16 protein-coding genes and 1 riboswitch are annotated in these 18,206 nt (G+C 43.0%); of the genes, 14 read left to right on the plus strand and 2 right to left on the minus strand.

From position 1 onward, the window contains the following. Positions 1-289: 289 nt before the first annotated feature. From NRI27_RS07500 to NRI27_RS07510, 3 genes are all read left to right on the plus strand, one after another. A complete protein-coding gene (locus NRI27_RS07500; RefSeq protein ID WP_371390147.1) occupies positions 290-1,507 on the plus strand; it encodes an MFS transporter in 1,218 nt (405 codons plus the stop codon). A 39-nt stretch (positions 1,508-1,546) separates the two neighbouring features. After that, positions 1,547-2,953 carry a M20 family metallopeptidase gene (locus NRI27_RS07505; protein ID WP_371390148.1) on the plus strand — a complete coding sequence of 469 codons (1,407 nt, stop codon included), beginning with the start codon at positions 1,547-1,549 and terminating at the stop codon, positions 2,951-2,953. A gap of 135 nt (positions 2,954-3,088) precedes the next feature. Then, on the plus strand, positions 3,089-4,384 hold the full coding sequence (locus tag NRI27_RS07510; RefSeq protein ID WP_371390149.1) for a hypothetical protein: 1,296 nt from the start codon (positions 3,089-3,091) through the stop codon (positions 4,382-4,384). Between the two features lie 343 nt (positions 4,385-4,727). Here the strand turns inward: NRI27_RS07510 and NRI27_RS07515 are convergent, their stop codons facing one another. Further along, positions 4,728-4,940 (minus strand): hypothetical protein, encoded by a 213-nt coding sequence (locus tag NRI27_RS07515; protein WP_371390150.1) that lies wholly within the window; start codon positions 4,938-4,940, stop codon positions 4,728-4,730. Between the two features lie 247 nt (positions 4,941-5,187). Here NRI27_RS07515 and NRI27_RS07520 point away from each other — a divergent pair, with 247 nt between their 5' ends. The 5 genes from NRI27_RS07520 to NRI27_RS07540 all read left to right on the plus strand — a co-directional run bounded on the left by NRI27_RS07520 (position 5,188) and on the right by NRI27_RS07540 (position 11,271). Next, a complete protein-coding gene (locus NRI27_RS07520; RefSeq protein ID WP_371390151.1) occupies positions 5,188-5,541 on the plus strand; it encodes a hypothetical protein in 354 nt (117 codons plus the stop codon). Between the two features lie 455 nt (positions 5,542-5,996). Beyond that, entirely contained in the window at positions 5,997-6,146 is a 150-nt protein-coding gene (locus tag NRI27_RS07525; RefSeq protein WP_317945483.1) for a hypothetical protein, read from the plus strand. 528 nt (positions 6,147-6,674) lie between these two features. Then, positions 6,675-6,775: riboswitch (TPP riboswitch) on the plus strand. A gap of 134 nt (positions 6,776-6,909) precedes the next feature. Further along, the gene (locus NRI27_RS07530; protein WP_371390152.1) at positions 6,910-7,662 is read left to right on the plus strand and encodes a 3-oxoacyl-ACP reductase; all 753 of its coding nucleotides are present in this window, start codon (positions 6,910-6,912) and stop codon (positions 7,660-7,662) included. Positions 7,663-7,680: 18 nt separating this feature from the next. Continuing rightward, entirely contained in the window at positions 7,681-8,997 is a 1,317-nt protein-coding gene (locus NRI27_RS07535) for an LLM class flavin-dependent oxidoreductase (RefSeq protein ID WP_371390153.1), read from the plus strand. Positions 8,998-9,618: 621 nt separating this feature from the next. Beyond that, complete coding sequence (locus NRI27_RS07540) at positions 9,619-11,271, plus strand: catalase (protein ID WP_371390154.1); 1,653 nt, start codon at positions 9,619-9,621, stop codon at positions 11,269-11,271. 341 nt (positions 11,272-11,612) lie between these two features. Here NRI27_RS07540 and NRI27_RS07545 read toward each other — a convergent pair whose 3' ends face one another. Next, positions 11,613-13,157, minus strand: coding sequence for a plasmid pRiA4b ORF-3 family protein (locus NRI27_RS07545; protein WP_371390155.1), 1,545 nt, complete (start codon positions 13,155-13,157; stop codon positions 11,613-11,615). 298 nt (positions 13,158-13,455) lie between these two features. Between NRI27_RS07545 and NRI27_RS07550 the strand changes: the two genes are divergently transcribed. The 6 genes from NRI27_RS07550 to NRI27_RS07575 all read left to right on the plus strand — a co-directional run bounded on the left by NRI27_RS07550 (position 13,456) and on the right by NRI27_RS07575 (position 18,196). Continuing rightward, positions 13,456-13,890 carry a hypothetical protein gene (locus NRI27_RS07550; protein ID WP_371390156.1) on the plus strand — a complete coding sequence of 145 codons (435 nt, stop codon included), beginning with the start codon at positions 13,456-13,458 and terminating at the stop codon, positions 13,888-13,890. A 403-nt stretch (positions 13,891-14,293) separates the two neighbouring features. Beyond that, positions 14,294-14,710: a hypothetical protein gene (locus NRI27_RS07555; RefSeq protein WP_371390157.1), complete on the plus strand. Its 417-nt coding sequence runs from the start codon at positions 14,294-14,296 to the stop codon at positions 14,708-14,710. Positions 14,711-14,720: 10 nt separating this feature from the next. Then, a complete protein-coding gene (locus NRI27_RS07560; RefSeq protein ID WP_371390158.1) occupies positions 14,721-15,182 on the plus strand; it encodes a hypothetical protein in 462 nt (153 codons plus the stop codon). Positions 15,183-15,195: 13 nt separating this feature from the next. Then, entirely contained in the window at positions 15,196-15,507 is a 312-nt protein-coding gene (locus NRI27_RS07565) for an SCO family protein (RefSeq protein WP_371390159.1), read from the plus strand. Between the two features lie 233 nt (positions 15,508-15,740). Further along, a complete protein-coding gene (locus NRI27_RS07570; protein WP_371390160.1) occupies positions 15,741-16,988 on the plus strand; it encodes an amidohydrolase in 1,248 nt (415 codons plus the stop codon). Next, complete coding sequence (locus NRI27_RS07575) at positions 16,985-18,196, plus strand: amidohydrolase (RefSeq protein ID WP_371390161.1); 1,212 nt, start codon at positions 16,985-16,987, stop codon at positions 18,194-18,196. The genes NRI27_RS07570 and NRI27_RS07575 overlap by 4 nt, the downstream gene beginning before the upstream one ends. Positions 18,197-18,206: the final 10 nt, after the last annotated feature.

Raw genomic sequence — 18,206 nt, forward strand, 5'->3', positions numbered from 1 at the left:
AGCATCCTCGCATTCGCTTTTGTGCGCAAAATTTAGAATTCCATTCGCTTTCTAGAAATGTGGAATGAATAGTATCTATATAAATGGCAGACTGAAAACATTCGTTCACATAGGAGCTTCTTTTTTGGACTACTTATATAGAAGGAAGGAAGTGAATTTTTTGAATATGGAGTGAGAATAGAAAAGTATTGCATCGTTTTTAAATCTTATTTATAGTAAGTAATATAACGTATTTTTCGTTTAATATGCGTAAAATGAAACAGGAAGTTCTGAAAAAGGAGGTATCTCTATGGTTGCTGTGAAACAAAGAAACATGATTTTGTTTTTACTTTTCATTGGATGGGCGATTGGGAATTTCGATCGTTATTTTATTAACTACGCAGTACTGTCCATAACAAAGGATTTACAATTAAATCCGACCAGTACGGGATTGATTCTTAGTAGTTTTTTTGCAGGGTACGCGCTTATGCAAATTCCCGGGGGCTGGTTGGCTGATAGATTGGGTTCAAGAAGGGTCCTGATCAGCTCCGTTCTAATGTGGTCGATCTTTACGGCTTTGACTGGGGCAGTGTGGTCATTGGGTTCGATGATCATCATCCGTTTCTTATTCGGAATTGGGGAAGGTGGATTCCAGCCCGCAAGCTCGAAATTGATTTCGCAAACGTTTCCAACGGATAAAAGAGCTTGGGCCATGTCGATCATGTTATCTTCAGGAGGGATTGTGTCGTTAATCGTACCGCTTCTTTCCGCCTATATGCTAACAACAATAGGTTGGCGTACATCGTTCTTGATCCTTGGTGGTATTGGATTTCTTATCACGATCCTCTTCTGGGTCTTCATCAAACTGCCTGCTGATCTCAAAGATGAGGAGAAGACACTGGCGGGGGATTCCCATCAAGGAATTTTCAAACAAATAATAAAAACGCCACTCATGTTGAATCTGTTTATTGCCTATTACAGCATTTATGCCATTAACTGGGGCTTGGCGACATGGTTGCCGACGTACCTCGTGAATGTGAGAGGACTTGACTTGATTTCACTTGGATGGATGCAAACAATTCCAGGTTTAGCAATGATTTTCGCAATGTATTTAGCAGGATATGTCATCGATAAACTTCCGCTTGGCAAGGAAAAAGTGGTTGGCGCAATGTCTTGTATTGTTGTCGGTGTCCTCTTATATCTCATGTACAATGCGCCAAGTGTAACAACTTTCGTTGCATACCAGACGATTGTTATTATCTTTATTTCCTTTGTCATGCTTCTGTTGCCAGCAATTATTTTGAAAAGGCTTCCATCCTCTGTGACTGGGACAAGCATAGGTGTTGCGAATACAGGAGGTCAGTTAGCCGGTTTTATTACCCCGCTTGCCATCGGGTTTATTGTGCAGACATTTAACGGTTCGTATAATGCGGCTTTTGGAATGCTGATCATTTTGGCCATAATCTGTACGATTTCACTTTTGACGTTGAATCTCCAGAAGGGCGAGCTACTTCAAGCTGACGCATAAACGCTAACGGCAATTAATGTAGATAAGGAGAGATAAATGATGAAATCAATGAAAACGATTTCAAACTTGATTGAACAAAAAAAGGATAAATTCATTGCGTTAAGCGATAAAATATGGGAAGTACCAGAGTTGTATTTCGAAGAACATCAATCATCCGCTTACTTAATTGAAGGATTAGAAGAAGAAGGGTTTCATGTCGAACGGGGAGTCGCTGGTCTTAACACCTCTTTTGTCGGAAGTTTTGGGACAGGGAAGCCGGTCGTCGCGGTTTTAGGTGAATTTGACGCATTGCCAGGTCTTAGTCAGAAAAAAGGACTTTCCTGTCATGATCCGGTCGTTGAAAACGGAAATGGTCATGGCTGCGGCCATAATCTTCTTGGGACAGGCGCATTTGCAGCTGCTGTCGCCGTTAAAGAATATATGGAACAGAACGGTTTGCAAGGGACGGTTCGTTATTATGGCTGCCCTGCGGAGGAAAATGGATCCGGTAAAGCCTTCATGTCGCGGGCGGGTCTGTTTGACGATGTAGATGTAGCATTCTCTTGGCACCCTTGGGATGTACCAGGACTCATGAATGTGAAAACGCTTGCCAATTATTCTGCACGCTTCAAGTTCAAAGGAAAGAGCGCTCATGCTGCAGCCACTCCTCATTTAGGTAGAAGTGCACTCGATGCAGTAGAGTTAATGAATGTCGGTGTCAATTACTTACGGGAGCATATGGTGCCAGACGCACGAATCCATTATGCGGTTACGGATACAGGCGGCACTTCGCCGAACGTGGTGCAGGCGAATGCCGAAGTCGTCTATTTGATACGGGCAGTTGAAAAGGATGAAGTGGAATCACTTTATGAAAGGGTTCATGACATTGCTCGTGGAGCTGCATTAATGACGGGGACGACATTTGTCGTCGAATTTGTGGGAACTGCTTCCAATCTGATTCCTAATACTGTCCTTGCTGATGTGATGTATGAAAACCTTGTGAATGTCGGGGTTCCATCCTATGATGAAGCGGACGTCGCATTTGCGAAAGAAATCCGACGCACATTGACTGAGGATGATCTCAATAATGCATATGCTGGACGAGACCGGGAAACCGTGAAAAGGCTGAAGGAAAGAGTGATTGCTGATTTCATACCACCCCATTCCACTACCGAAGCGATTCTTTCAGGCTCAACGGATGTAGGAGATGTCAGCTGGATCGTGCCAACGATGCAATGTCTCACAACTTGTTTTGCTCTTGGCACGCCGCTACATACATGGCAGGTCGTCTCGCAAGGAGCAACGCCGATTGCACATAAAGGAATGCTGCAGGCGGCGAAAGTTATCGCGTCCACGGCGCTGCAAGTCATGGAAAACCCGACGATCATTGAACAGGCGAAAGCCGAGTTGGTGGACCGCTTGGACGGCAAGTCTTATTATTCTTTAATTCCTGATTCAGTAAAATAATATAAAAAAAGTATCGTGAGGACACACTCCCGATACTTTTTTTATATTATTTCGTGCGAAGTTGCAAAAGAATTTCCTCCATTTTAAGCTTACTGGTAAAATTGGATTATCGGAGTTAAGAAAGTAGGTAATGTCATGTACAGAGTAGCGGTTGTTGGTCCAAATCAATCGGTCGACAGGATTCTTACGTTGGCAAGAGAGATTGAAAAAGAATTAGAGTTCGTTCCGTATATTTATTCAAAAACGAACGAAGTAAAAGACTTCATACTGAATCCAGACATACCGGTGGACTTTTGGCTGTTTTCAGGCTATATCCCTTATCAAATTGCAGTCAATTCGACGGGGACGAACGAAAATTTTGTGTTTATCGATTCAAGTGAATTGAGTATTTATAAGGGAATCTTGAAACTTTCCAATGAGATTGGTAAAATTCCGCAACGGATTAGCGTAGATATGGTTTCATCGTTTCATTTTGATGAAGAATTTACCCAGTTGGAAAAGGACCTGGGGAAGGCATTTATTAAGAAATTCGATGTCGAGATTGAGGCGGAGGAATTGTTAGATTTTCATTACGGGTTATGGAAGCGGAATGAAATAGAAGTGGCGTTAACATGCTATCCGACTGTCTATGAAAGTTTGCGGGAAGCAGGTGTACCGGCATATTGGCTATCACCTTCACGCAATGAGATCTACCAGACTATCCGGATGTTCTTTGAAAAGATTAAAACATCATACTACAAAGACACACAAATCAGTGTCACAATGATTGAAATCGTGAAGTATGGTGTAATAAAGGAAAAAATGAAGGAATCCTATCAACTGGAATACTTGGAGTTGCATTTAAAGAAAACACTTATACAGCTGTGTGAAACATTAGATGGTTTGCTTATTGAACAAGGAAATGGGCGGTATGTGATCTTTAGTACAAGAGGAGCAGTGGAGCGGAAAATCGGGACATTGAAGGAAAAAGTGGATCATCTATCACTTGAAGCGGACTCGACTGTTGCTGTCGGAATTGGCTTTGGTCAAACCGTCTTTACGGCCGAGGTAAATGCAAACCGTGCCGTTCGGGAGTCGAAGGAAAAAGGGAAGCAGGAAATTATCATTATTCAAGAAGATGGCACGATGATTGATGCAGCGGGGAAGGATGAACAGCTTGTCTATTCTTACCGTACGGACGATAATGAATTCGTGAAGAAACTACAAGAAGGAAAAATCAGCGTTAAGACATTTAAACGAATTGAATCGCTTATTCGGAAAATGGATTGGGCCCATTTCACAACGAAGGATCTGGCGATCCACTTGAACATGAGTGAGCGGAATGCCCAGCGGATCGTTTCCGATTTATGCAAAGTGGATTTAGCTGTATGCGTTGGGGAAGAATCACATTATTCGCGGGGAAGACCGGTGAAAGTGTACCAGTTGACATAATAAACGGCACAACATCCTAACATTTTGCGTAGAAATTGGTCATTTTTTTCACACTTAAAACAGGTGCCTGTGTAAGGCTGAATTCAGTTAATTCACTACAATTTCATATACATAAAATCTGGATGTTGTAGGTATCACGTTTCTTATGATTGCTTGTATAACCATTCAAATTGCTTGAATTAACGTGATTGTTTCTGGCACAGGCACCGTCAAAATTCAAAAAAAATCATTCCATCAAAATTGCCGAGGCTGCGTATTTTACAGTATGAGAGTCACGATGGTATTCCGATAGGGCGGGATAGGACACACACACGAAAAATCAATGCGGCGTCTTTGGACCCATTCATTCGGTTTTCGGATCGAAGAGCAGCAAGCTGCCGAACAGACCGACGCCGAATGTCACCATCCCGCCACAGATAAAGCCGAATCCGACCATCGTTGTTATGCTGGATATAGTGAAACCGCTTTCGAATACACCTAACGAAAAGATGATAAAGCCCAGAACAAGTTCGAGTGTTGCTAGTCGTTTCATAAAATATAGGAAATTAATTTGCATCATGATTCCTCCATACTCGTTCACCGTTTTGACATATTTTCAGTATACGCGTGAAATGATTGTCTTGTAAATGTATTTTGATAATTTTTTAAAAACCGGTGCCCACTAGCGTTGCACCACAGTAAAAAAATAGATGATTTATATAAAAAATAGAATAAAAGACTTGAAGAACGACAAAAAAACTCCTAATGTAGGTAAGGAAGCGACGACTAAATCAGTTCCCTTACACTACAAAAAGGAGTAAGCCATGAAAAGTGTAAACCCTAATTTAGTCTTTCGTCAACTCTTATCCAATTTACCAGATAGTATTTTAGCTTGTCCTTTAATGAATGGTACGAATAAAATTACTGACTTCTCAATCGTAAAACTCTTTATTATGGCGAATGTTGCACAATGGCATAGTCATCGGGACATTGAAGCAGGAATCCAGTCAGACGAGGCATTTAAGAAAGAGCTTGGAATTGATTTTATCAGCTATTCTACAATTAGCCGTCGTCTGAATGGATTTAAAACAGGTGCCTGTGCAAGGTTGAATTCAGTTAATTCACTACAATTGCATATACATAAAATCTGGATGTTGTATGTATCACGTTTCTTATGATTGCTTGTATAACCATTCAAATTACTTGAATTAACGTGATTGTTTCTGGCACAGGCACCGTCAAAAGTATTAGTATTAAAGTATAAGGCAGTGGTGGCGGGAAAAGTACTCTATAAATGAGAATCAGATGATGGTATACTATAAGTAGAGAATAAGATGTGAATCAAATTAATCCGATAGAGAGCGCGTATAGGAGAAGGGCAGCCACTGCTGCTCTTCTTTTTTCGGCCAACTTTGTTCTTAAAAACGGGTACCTGTGTCAGGTTAAATTTAGTTAATTCATGACAATTGTGTATACAAGAATGTCGTGGTTGTAGTGTTTATTAGTAAAGTTCCTACACCTGCAATCAGTACGCGAATAAAGGTAAATGGTATACTACATTTAAATAATGCGCATTCTATTTGATGAATAGATTCTCTTTTAAAGTCGTGAAAAGAAAAAGTAGGTGAACAAAGTGGGAAAATATCAATTGGATTATAAAGGTCAATCGGCTGTGACTAAATATCATGAAAAAAACAAGCCTGTTAAGTTTGATAAAAAGCAGCATCTTGAAAAGTTACGTACAGAGTATTTGAATAAAAAGCAAAAACAAACAGATCAATAATTGGAGCGAAAGAGGCTGGGACATAACATAAAAAAACTGCATTATGGCTAATTCGCCTTTTAATGCAGTTTTTAATATTTTTCCAGTGTTTCTTTTCAAATTCTTTAGTGAGTCGGAGCGGAAAAAGGCCGACTCCTGCGGGATTGTAGCGCGAATGTTGAGACCCCGCAGGGAAAGCCGTTACGCAGAACGGCTTTTGCGAGCAAAAGCGTAGCGTTGGGAGCAAGGATGCCTTAATTTCCGCAAAGTACGCAGAAATACGGCAAATCGAACTCTTCGTTGTTCGATTGGCTCAAGCGCGCCCCGCGGAAAGCGTGCCTTTGGAGCGCAGAGGAACGGTCTATTTAGAGTTTTGTCCCAGCGTCTTTATTTGAGCTCCTTTATTGAATGACCGTTTGGAAGGACAACATATTAGGTAATAAATGGTCCGGTTGTAATGGATCATACAGTATGATATGGTTTAAGATGAAAACCCATAAGAATAGTAGAAATGGCAGCAATCGTTTTACAAAACCTTAAAAACTTAATAGGATGCACTAGGGGTGTTATTTAACTGAGATGAGTAGAAACTCAAACCCTTTGAACCTGATCTAGTTGATGCTAGCGTAGGAAAGTGTGAACATTCATACATATGAAGAGGGATGACTCTGTCTTTTTCTTAGTGTGTCATATTTGTTTTACGCAACTTTCCTTTTGGAAGGTTGCGTATTTTTTTTAGCTGTCATTTGCCTATTCAACTATTACATGTTTAGGAGCTGTTGAAATGACAAAGGTCGTGTTGGTAACAGGAAGTAGTCAAGGATTAGGGGCAACGATCGCAAGGACATTGGCAAGCCAAGGATTTCGGGTCGTCATTAATTACAATAAAAGCAAAGAGGCAGCCGACAAGATGGCTTTTGAGATTGGAAAAGATCATGCGATTGCGATTCAAGCGGATGTCACCAATCGTGCAGAAGTAGAGCGCATGGTGGAAAAGGCAACGGCATACTTCGGGCAAATTGATGTGGTCGTCAATAATGCATTAATCGATTTCAAATTTGATCCAGTCAAGCAGAAGCCGTTTAGTGAACTATCTTGGGAAGATTATCAGGGACAGTTGGATGGGACGTTAAAAGCAGCATTTAACGTCATTCAAAGTGTCATTCCTCAATTTATTGAACGACAAAATGGAAGTATTATCAATATCGGAACAAATCTGTTTCAGAATCCTGTCGTTCCTTATCATGAATACACGACAGCGAAAGCCGGATTGATCGGTTTTACACGCAATATCGCTGCCGAGTTAGGGGCATACGGTATAAAAGCGAATGTCGTTTCAGGGGGCTTATTGAAAACAACGAATGCGAGTGCTGTTACAACGCCGGAAGTATTTGAATTAATTGCGAACGCTACGCCGTTGAAAAAAGTGACAACCCCTCAAGACGTTGCAAATATGGTAGCTTTTTTGTCTTCATACCATGCGAGCGGCATTACAGGGCAGAATTATACAGTCGATGGCGGCTTAACAATGAATTGACAAATGGGGGTGTGGAGAGTGACTGAACAAAAAGGGAAACAATTGAACTTAGGTGTTTTGCTGTATGGGTGCGGGCACCACCAAGCTGCTTGGCTCATGCCTGACTCAAGTGTTGAACGCATTGGTGAGATTTCCTATTATCAAGACTTGGCCAAGTTGGCGGAAAGGGGCTTGCTTGACGTCGTATTCTTTGCGGATAATCAATCTTTTGCAGGAAAGAGTTCCAGTGAATTGCCGGCATTTTGGTTTGATCCGCTCATCAATTTAACAGCCATCTCCCAAGTGACAGACCATGTCGGGTTAGTTCCGACGATTTCAAGCACTTTTTCCAATCCGTTTACAGCTTCCCGCCAGCTTTTGAGTTTAGACCATATTACTAAAGGTCGTGTAGGTTGGAATCTTGTTACGTCAATGACTGATGTTGAGGCGCAAAATCATAACATGGATCAACTGCCCTCGCATGATGAACGGTATGAAAAGGCAGATGAATTTGCTGTGTTAATGAATAAATTATTTCTTTCATGGGACAGTGAAGCATTTTTGCATCAACGTGAAGAGAAGAAGTTGATTAATCCTGCAAATATCTCGCCATTCCATCATGAAGGCACCTATTTTAAAGTGTGTGGACCGTCCACTACGCCGAAAAGCCCTCAAGGTAAACCGGTGGCGATGCAGGCAGGGGCGTCCAAACAAGGCATTGCATTAGCCGCAAAACATGCTGATGCCGTTTACTCAGTGTCATGGAATCTTAAGCAAGCCAAAAGATTTCGAGACAAACTAAATGAGCAAGTGAGACAAAGCGCGAACAACAGACATATTAAAGTGTTTCCGGGCTTAGTCACCTATGTGGGAGAGAGCCGTGAAGAGGCTTTTGCCAAGAAAGCCGCAATAGATGTGAAACTTCCTATTGAAACAGCTCTAAAACAGCTGAGTATGTTTATCCGGCAAGACTGCTCCGATTGGGCATTGGATGAAAAGGTTCCTCCATTGCCGCCTGTCGAAGAATTTACTGGGCCAGTCGGCCGGTACGAGACGATACTGGAAATTATTCATGATACCAACCCGACAGTAAGGGAGCTGTTGGGGTATCTGAATGCTGGTGGGGGACATTTCACGCTCATCGGCACACCGGAAGAGATTGTCGATCAGATGGAGCTTTGGTTTAAAGAAGGGGTGGCCGATGGATTTAATCTTATGCCGCCGACATTGCCCGGTAGTTTAGAAGACTTTGTTGAATTAATCGTGCCGGAGTTGCAAAAGAGAGGTATTTACAAAAACGATTATGAAGGTCATACGTTACGTGAATATTTAGGGCTTGAAAACAGGTGCTTGTGATAGCGTGAATTCAGTCAATTCACTACGATTGCGTAAATGTAAATTCAGAATATTGTAGGTGTACTGTATGTTATGCTTGCTTGTATACCCATTCAAAGTGCTTGTCTCTGTCACAAGCACCGTCAAAATTGGAGGAATGCAACACATTTTGGTCTCTTTTGTCAGTTCCCTTGAGGAAATCATTGCATCCCCTTGTTAACCCATAATCACGCCCGTCGTGTCCGTTTTTGCTTCCATCAATACGATATGATGGATGTCTTCTTTCATTATAATAAGTCTCCAGGACATCTCGGTGCTTATTGCCGTGTGTCAATAAAGTGGAGAGCTGTACATCTATGTAAGTTTGGGTGATTTTTTGATGTATCATGAAAAATAGATACAATTCCATGAGAAAAGTAGGCAAAAGAACAGAAAGCCTATTTTAATCGAAAATTTTTCAAACATTTCACCACTTGAAATCCAGTGTACATGAAGAATAGCAAAAACTGATGCAGAAGGTCCCTTGGCAACTTTCGAAAGTTCGTGTTTTTTGTCATTGAATTGAGGGTAGGCTATTTACATTGACGACTGCCGATTTTGAATTGGCGGACTTCCAATAGACTAGCGTAGGAGGTAATTTCTTTGAATGAAAAGGACACGAATCAGAATGAGCAAAAGGGGCAGGACGTACACCGCGAGACATTGACGACACGCCAAGGGCATCCGGTCAGGGACAACCAGAACATCCGGACGATTGGAGACCGCGGGCCAGCGACGCTAGAGAACTATCATTTCATCGAGAAGATCTCGCACTTCGATCGTGAGGAGATTCCGGAACGTGTCGTTCATGCGCGGGGTACGGGGGCGCATGGCTATTTTGAGACGTATGGCAAAGTCGGGGACGAGCCGGTGGAGAAGTACACACGGGCGAAAGTGTTTCAAGGTGCTGGGAAGCGGACGCCGTTGCTCGTTCGTTTCTCGACAGTCGGCGGTGCCAAGGATTCACCTGAAACTGCCCGGGATCCGCGAGGCTTTGCGGTGAAAATGTATACGGAAGACGGCAACTGGGACCTCGTCGGCAATAACTTGAAGATCTTTTTCATCCGTGATGCGATGAAGTTCCCGGATATGATTCATGCATTCAAGGCGGACCCGGCATCGAATATTCCGCATCCGCAGCGCATGTTCGACTTTGTTTCCCGCTCGCCGGAAGCGACCCATATGATTACGTTCCTGTTCTCACCGTGGGGGATTCCTGCGACGTACCGCCATATGCAAGGCTCTGGGGTGAACACGTATAAATGGGTGAACGATAAAGGCGAGGCGGTTCTCGTGAAGTACCACTGGGAGCCGAAGCAGGGCATCCGGAACTTGACGCAGGAAGAGGCCGATAAGATACAAGCGAAGAACGTCGGCCATGCGACGCAGGATCTCTATGAAGCGATCGAGCGCGGCGACTATCCGGAGTGGGAACTGTTTGTCCAAATCATGGAAGATGACTACCACGACGAACTTGATTTTGATCCGCTGGACGACACGAAACTGTGGCCGGAAGATAAATTCCCGTGGCTGCCGGTCGGACGGATGGTACTTGATCGGAATCCGGTTGATTTTCATGCGGAGATCGAGCAAGCGGCATTCGGAACCGGCGTCCTCGTCGATGGCATGGATTTCTCCGACGACAAAATGTTGCAGGGACGGACGTTCTCTTATTCGGATACGCAGCGCTACCGCATTGGATCCAACTACTTGCAACTGCCATCCAACGCGCCAAAAACTGCGGTCCGCACGAATCAGATGCGCGGCCAGATGGACCACCGCGACCCGAACGAAGCGGGCGACAATCCGCATATCAACTATGAACCATCAATGATTGGCGGTTTACAGGAGGCACCGAAAGGCGAGCGACCGCCACACCGCCCGACCTTCAACGCGGCGGCGATGAGCGCGCCAATCGACCGGCCGAACAACTACGGCCAGGCCGGTGACACGTACCGCAGCTTCGAGGACTGGGAACGCGATGAATTGATCAACAACCTGTCCGAAGCCCTCGCCGTCTGCGACAAGCGTATCCAGGATGCGATGGTCGAACATTTCACGAAAGCCGATGAGGTCTACGGCCGGCGCGTGAAAGAAGGCATCGAACAGAAAATGCAAGAGAACGAGACAATGACCGCCGACGAATACCTGCCAGGTCGCGAGTCCGGCAAGACGAAATTCGGTCTTGGTACGCCGAAAGCAGCCGACGCTGCACATGACGCAGTCGATAAGAGCAACGAAGCAGATCCATATTGATCGGAATAAAGGACGGACACCCGCATGGAAAGGCATGCGGGTGTTTTAGGCGTGCGCGAAGACGTCAGCTGAAAACAGGTACCTAGGTTAAATTCAGTTAATTCGCTACAATTGCATAAACATAAATTCATAATGTTGTAGAATAATGTTTGTTATATTTGCTTTTATACCCATTCAAATTGCTTGAATTAACATGTTTGTTTCTGTCACAAGCACCGTCAAATTAGAAGAGCAAACATCCAACTGTCGTGAGATGTTTGCTCTTTTATTAAAATTAGGTACCTATGCATAGTTGATTTAACCTGAATGTTTCTTACACAGACACTGCTTTTCTACAGGTTTCACCATGGCATCCTGCTCATTGCATCTCGCAATTCATCAATCTCATGAATTTTTTCTACCGTATTCATTGTAATTGGCAATTGGTCCGTGACCGGTGCTAGTGAAATTGCGATGTCTTTTTTAACGGTCATGGTTTTTGGTATGACGCCAAGCTGCTCGGTCAGTTTTAGGAAAGCCTTCTGAATCTCTTCTTTAACATTCAGGGATTTGAGCACTTCCTGATATAACACCAAACCGTGTTCTACATCGAGCGCGACAATCAGGGTTGGGAAATAGGGTCTCTCGAATGGTGAATCTTGAATAGGCTTGTCGATCATGACAAAATCGAAAATAATGGATGTATGAAGTACTTGCATTTTCTCTAGACGTTTTATATCCAATTCGCTTATGTGCAATGAGGGCTTGTCGTCTTGCTTCAGCTTTTCTTCTTTCAGCTGAATGTGAACGCTTTGCCATTCGTAGCCTTCTTCAGTCTCTTGCACCATTCGTCCAAAAAACGTATTTCCACCTGAGTAGGAGGGAATCGTAAGGCCTCTCTCAACCTCTTTAAGCATTTCTTTTGCTTGTTCAATTGCGACAAGCAGCATACGGCCTTCCTCCTCGTCTAAATGACAAGGGTAGTAGCCAGGTACAAGGCTGCGCATTTGAACCCATTGTTTCCGTCCACGGAACGACATGCCGTGCTGTTTGAGCAAATCGTAATCGGCTGCATCCAGTTCATCACGGTCGACAAATGAAAGGAGCAAACTGTGCTGCTTCAAAAAGATGTCTCTGGTGGATTCCCCGGAAAGGGTTGATTTTAGCGCTTGGAGTCCAGTATTCCCAACATATACGGCTAATCCGTACTCCTCTCCTCCAGCTCCAAGTATCGAGCAGTAAAGAAACTGACGGCTTTCCCAATCCGCGACAATGAATAGTTGATCATCCTCAAGCAATTCCCATGGCTTGAGTTTGTTGAAGGACTTTGCTTCCTCTAATAGTTCTAGCCAATCAAATTCATCGTCAGGGTTAGCGGAATCCAGTAACCCGATTTTCAAGGTTTTTAGTTTAAGGTTTATTTCTTCGGTAAGCTCTCGCCAGTCCTTCTCTTGAATAGAGGCATCCATAGCCCAGCTATCTTCCTCGGGTGCCAGTTTCATTGCTTTCAAGCAGTATGGATAGTGCACATCCAGTTCGGGCTTCAGGATTTTCTCAAGCACGATTTCATGCTCCCAATCAGCGCCGAAGTCATAGGTGTAAATGGCGCGGTCCTTCTCCGCCATGAACCAGTCGCATATTCTTTCTTCTTGTTCTTCGTAAAAATCGTGGAAAGAGAAAAACGGAAATACCATATTTTCTCTATCTTCAACGGGTCCGATTTCTACCTTTGTCTTCTCTCCACCGCTTCGCAACATCATAAACGAATGAAGGTGTGAATCTTCCCAGTCAAACGCCACTTGCAATACGTGATGAAAGTCGACAAAAGACATATTCCCATCCAGTTGAAAACGTCTCCATACAGGTGGGCTCATTCCCTTTAAGCCCACTTTCATTTGATAAATCATGCAATCACACCCACCTATTTGAGTAAATTTTTTGATAGAATAAAATAGTTAACTTGAGGCTGCTTTTTATATGGTGATGATTTGTCTTGGTTACACTTTACACCAGAATGGGCTTCCTTCTCAACAAGATGTAACAGATACCTGTGTAAGGTTGAAATCAGTTAATCTACTAAATTTCATATCTGGATGCTGTAGGTATACTGTTTGTTATGCTTGCTTGTATACCCATTCAAATTGCTTGTTTCTAGCACAGGCACGGTCAAATAGATCTGCGTAAATAACTCTTGGAGGGATAAGCATGGAATGGAATGAAGTTGAAGGTGTTGAGGATATAAATAAACTGCTAAAAACGTTTGGTTACTTTCACGACAGTTGTTTAAAAGAGTTGGTGATGTGGAACGACTTCCATGTGCAAAAGGATCTATCAATGGCATTTGGTGATGGGCTTGATAACAACATTAAAATGCTCTTCCAAAGGCAATTTAACGATCCATCAGCGATCGAATTACTCTTTGAAGGGGTGAAAGAATTTCATCTTGGTGATGCTGGCTTAATCTTAGATGCGAATCTCATCCTTCAAGATGGAATGTTTATATGGGCAGATGCTTATGATTGGAAACCAAATGATAACGACGAGAATATTACTTGGATTGCCTCTATGAAAGTTAAATGGCGTGATGTCAGTCATTGGATGGGTGACGAGAGAAGATATGGAGAGCTAACGGAGAGTTGAACAATTGGAAACAGGTATTTATGCTAGGTTAGATTCAGTTAATCCCTTACAATTGCTTATACATAAATACCAAATGTTGTAGGTTTACTGTTCGTTATTCTTGTATACCCATTCAAATTACTTGTTTCTGGCACAAAGCGCCGTCAAAAAATAAAGCAGAAGAAGCATGTTCGCTCCGGATGAGGGAAGACATGCTTTTTTTGCTTTGATCCACTTTCGCGACTGTTGAATTGTGTGAAGTAACCAATCGTGTACGCCATCCATCAGAACATCGAGCGAACTCACGTAGATTCTCCGATGTGCAAGGGAGTACGCGCATAAACGCTTCCCGTTTTTCATTCCCTCGAGAGAATCGGGAACGCGTACGTATCGTTCGCATATTCTGTTAAGAGGTGGTTACAAGATGGAAGGTTTATTTGGGCTGTTCCTTTATGGGGATTTTGTGTTGTTTCTCTTTTTGTATATGTATATAAATCGCTACCGCCGACTAATTGGTTTTCATTTAGGTATGAATATTGCAATGACGGCTGGGGGGATGGCTGGCCTCTTATCAGGAATTTTGCTGATTTTTCAATACCCGTTTCACTTTACGCTCATTACGATCCTTGCAACCATTATTGGAATGGGGGTAGGGGCGCTATTTGGTGCGTTGTTTGATTACCAAACGATGTTAACGGGACTCATTAACGGTCTGATGGTGGGCATTATGGCGCCTATGTTAGGGGCGATTTTAACGGAGCAACTCTTTTTTGGGATCGTCCTTGAAGGATTAACCATTGCTGTCGTCACGATTTTAATCGTCGCGATCAGGAGTACATAAGGAGGGCGCGATGATTACCATTTGGGGGTTAGCTATATGGAATGTTGCAGTAACGATTTACTGTTACCTCATTTTGCGGAAAAGGAAGCAATTATTTGACGATCGATTTGCAACAACCTTAACGAATACGGCAACGTTCATCGCAACAATTGTTGTGAGCTTGCACGTATCGGTTCTGTTAACCGTTGAACTCTCCATGATTTTCATACTGAACATGATCATTGGGGTTAGCATTGGCTCGCTTTTTGGTTCACTCGTAAAGTACCATTCAGTCCTCATTGGTTTTTACAATGGATTGATTGGCAGTTCGATGGGAGTGATGATTGGGGAAGTCTTGAAGAATCCGCAAATTTGCAGCATCCCAATTTCGAACCAACAGCAAGTAGTCATGAATATGTATCAGCTATGTGGATTTGCAACTCTTTTGCTGATTGTTGTCTTTGGTCTCGTTTTATATTCAATGCGAGTATGAGAGGTGTATGCATTTGAAAAAGAACATTGTTATCGCGTCCATCCTTTTCATAGGGTTCGTAGTCGTATATTTGTTTATGCCCCGGACTGTAGCCCTTCCAAAACTAGCACACGTGAAAGATCCGCATTTGCCTGCGATTACTGGTGAAACCTTCACATTCTCCACCGAAAAACCAAAGCTTGTCGCCTTTTTCTTTACCGAGTGTCCGAATGTTTGTCCCATGACGGTCATCGACTTATTGAAGGTGCAACAGTCGTTGGTAGATGAGGGGATTAGTGAACAACAATACGACGTTGTCTTCATCACGCTCGATCCAGACGGATGAGCATTTGTTCTATTCTTTATTGCATGAAAACTTACTAGCGTTAGTGGTAGAATAGGGAAAACCAATGCTTGAGGCATGTGCAAAAAACATTGCTATTCACCTAACCAATGTGAATGGTGATAGATTGCATTAGTGGATATGTATACTTCTTGAAGACTTGATTTCCCTTGGGAAGTAGGGGGCTATTTGCTGCGTTGAGTTTGGAAGTAAACGATAAAAGGGGAGGAAATGTTTTGACTTTATTATTAAAAAATGTGCGTTTGGAAACAGGGTATTTGTATGATCAAGCGTTTGTCACCGCTACTGAAACGAAGATCGTTGATGTTTTGATAGAAGATGGAAAGTTTGTTGAAATAGCGCCAACGATCGAGGCAAGCGATGCAGTAGTGATAGATGCCAACAAGCAATTACTCGTTCCATCGTTCAAAGAAATGCATATACATATCGACAAAACATACTTCGGTGGTGAGTGGAAAGCGCCATCTCCAGCAACAGAAGGGATTTTTACGCGTTTAAAAGAAGAAGCAACACTGTTACCGAAACAATTGGATGTAGCGGAAGAGCGAGCACACGCAATGGTGCAGCATTATATAAAAAATGGACATACACATATTCGTACACATGTGAATGTTGACCCGCACATTGAGACGAAACATATGGACATCACGAAGCGTGTGTTAGAAAGTTATGAAGAGCAAATTACGTATGAAATTGTTGCGTTCCCGCAACATGGGTTATTGCGTAATGGACCAGCATTTTTATCAATCTTTGAGAAAGCGTTACAAATGGGAGCGACTCATATTGGAGGGGTAGACCCCGCTTTAGTCGATCGTAATAGCGGAGAAGTGTTGAAAACAACTTTTGATTTAGCCAAAAAATACGACTTGGCCATCGATATTCATTTACATGAACGCAATACATTAGGGGAATTTCAGATCTACCAAATCCTCGATGAAATGAAACAAAGATCTTTTAACAAGGAAGTAACCCTCAGTCACGCATTCGCATTTGCAGACTTACCGCAACAAGCATTAGACAATTTGATCGAGCAAGTGGCGGCAAATCATGTTGGCGTGACAACAACGGTTCCAATTGGGGCAGCTCCGATTACCATCCCAGTGAAATATATGTATGATCGCGGCATTAACGTTTCATTTGGACACGATAGCTTAATTGACCATTGGTCGCCTTTTGGAAGCGGGGATACGATTCGAAAACTAAACCAGTTTGTTCAACGTTTTGGGTATATTGACGAGTGGCATATCGGGCAGTCGTTGAAATATGCGACAGGCGGATTAACGCCGTTAACGGAAACTGGCGAGCAACAGTGGCCAAAAGTTGGGGATGCAGCAAATGCGCTACTCGTAGATGCCGTTAGCTCTGCGCATTTGATTGCCAGACAATGCCCTATTTCGACAGTCATTTCAAAAGGGACCATCATTCATGAAAAAGAGATCGAGCTAAAGGGGGAATTCCGATGAGCACATGGCTACGAAACGTCCGACTGGAAATTGGAGAGACGACATACGAAGATGGCAGCATTCAAACCGTAACCGATTTGTTTCATATGCAAGTGGTAGAGGGAAGCATTCAGACGATTATTCCCGCAACTGAACATGTGCCAGATGAAGGTGCAGTGGATATGGAAGGGAAATTGGCGCTTCCTGCATTCAAAGATCTACATAATCATTTGGATAAAACATATCTCTCTATCGGCTGGAGAGCTTGTCGCCCTGTAAAGAGTTTAGCTGAGCGATTGGCCCTGGAAGCGGCTGAATTAGAAGAACTTGCTGAAACAGCGGAACAAAGAGCCTCTGCCATGATTGAACTGCATTTGAGCAATGGCGTGAATCATATACGCACACATGTGAATATTGATCCTTTCATTCAATTAAAGAATTTAGAAGGCGTTAAAAAAGCACTGAAAGCTTATAAGCAATACGTAACCTATGAAATTGTCGCATTTCCTCAACATGGCTTGTTAGCGCATGAAGAAATGCCGGACTTATTAAGACAAGCATTGGAATCTGGTGCAACAATCTTAGGGGCACTTGACCCGGCAGGCATTGATAAGGACATCGAAAAGTCCTTGCAAGTTACGATGGATATTGCGAAAGAGTACAATGTCGATGTCGACATGCATCTCCACGACAGAGGACAAGTAGGTTTCTATACGATGGATAAATGGCTGGACATGGTGCAAGAACAAGACTTTAAAGGATGCACTGCTTTTAGTCATGCATTTGGTTTGAGTTCATTGACGATTCCTATGCAAAAGCAATTTGCAAAAAAACTAAGCGAGCATAACGTGGAGATTATGTCTACCATCCCTATTTCTATAAACTCTCAGCTCATTCCGATAGATATACTGCGAGCGGAAGGCGTTAAAGTTGCCTTAGGCTGTGATGGCTTTTTTGATTCGTGGAGCCCTTATGTTCCTGGAGATGTTCTGGAGAAAGTTCATAACTTCTGTGACTATACAGGGAAATCAAGCGAACGGTCGTTACGCGAAAGTTTAAGTTTGATTACACAAGGCGTAACCCCTTTGAATCGTGAAGGTGAACAAGTGTGGCCGAAAGTTGGCGATGAGGCTAGTTTTGTATTTGTAGACGCAAGCTGCAGCGCGGAAGCCGTTGCAAGACTACCAAAGAACAGACAGTTGATGCATAAAGGGAAGTTGTATAAATAGGTTGTTTTCG

This window comes from Sporosarcina sp. OR05 (genome assembly GCF_041414805.1).
Classification (GTDB): domain Bacteria; phylum Bacillota; class Bacilli; order Bacillales_A; family Planococcaceae; genus Sporosarcina; species Sporosarcina saromensis.

What these genes read in the sequence shown, in the direction of transcription:
- NRI27_RS07575 (WP_371390161.1), top strand. Translation starts at nt 16,985, where the DNA reads ATGAGCACATGGCTACGAAACGTCCGACTGGAAATTGGAGAGACGACA.
- NRI27_RS07515 (WP_371390150.1), bottom strand. Translation starts at nt 4,940, where the DNA reads ATGCAAATTAATTTCCTATATTTTATGAAACGACTAGCAACACTCGAA.
- NRI27_RS07520 (WP_371390151.1), top strand. Translation starts at nt 5,188, where the DNA reads ATGAAAAGTGTAAACCCTAATTTAGTCTTTCGTCAACTCTTATCCAAT.
- NRI27_RS07550 (WP_371390156.1), top strand. Translation starts at nt 13,456, where the DNA reads ATGGAATGGAATGAAGTTGAAGGTGTTGAGGATATAAATAAACTGCTA.
- NRI27_RS07530 (WP_371390152.1), top strand. Translation starts at nt 6,910, where the DNA reads ATGACAAAGGTCGTGTTGGTAACAGGAAGTAGTCAAGGATTAGGGGCA.
- NRI27_RS07500 (WP_371390147.1), top strand. Translation starts at nt 290, where the DNA reads ATGGTTGCTGTGAAACAAAGAAACATGATTTTGTTTTTACTTTTCATT.
- NRI27_RS07505 (WP_371390148.1), top strand. Translation starts at nt 1,547, where the DNA reads ATGAAATCAATGAAAACGATTTCAAACTTGATTGAACAAAAAAAGGAT.
- NRI27_RS07555 (WP_371390157.1), top strand. Translation starts at nt 14,294, where the DNA reads ATGGAAGGTTTATTTGGGCTGTTCCTTTATGGGGATTTTGTGTTGTTT.
- NRI27_RS07545 (WP_371390155.1), bottom strand. Translation starts at nt 13,157, where the DNA reads ATGATTTATCAAATGAAAGTGGGCTTAAAGGGAATGAGCCCACCTGTA.
- NRI27_RS07510 (WP_371390149.1), top strand. Translation starts at nt 3,089, where the DNA reads ATGTACAGAGTAGCGGTTGTTGGTCCAAATCAATCGGTCGACAGGATT.
- NRI27_RS07560 (WP_371390158.1), top strand. Translation starts at nt 14,721, where the DNA reads ATGATTACCATTTGGGGGTTAGCTATATGGAATGTTGCAGTAACGATT.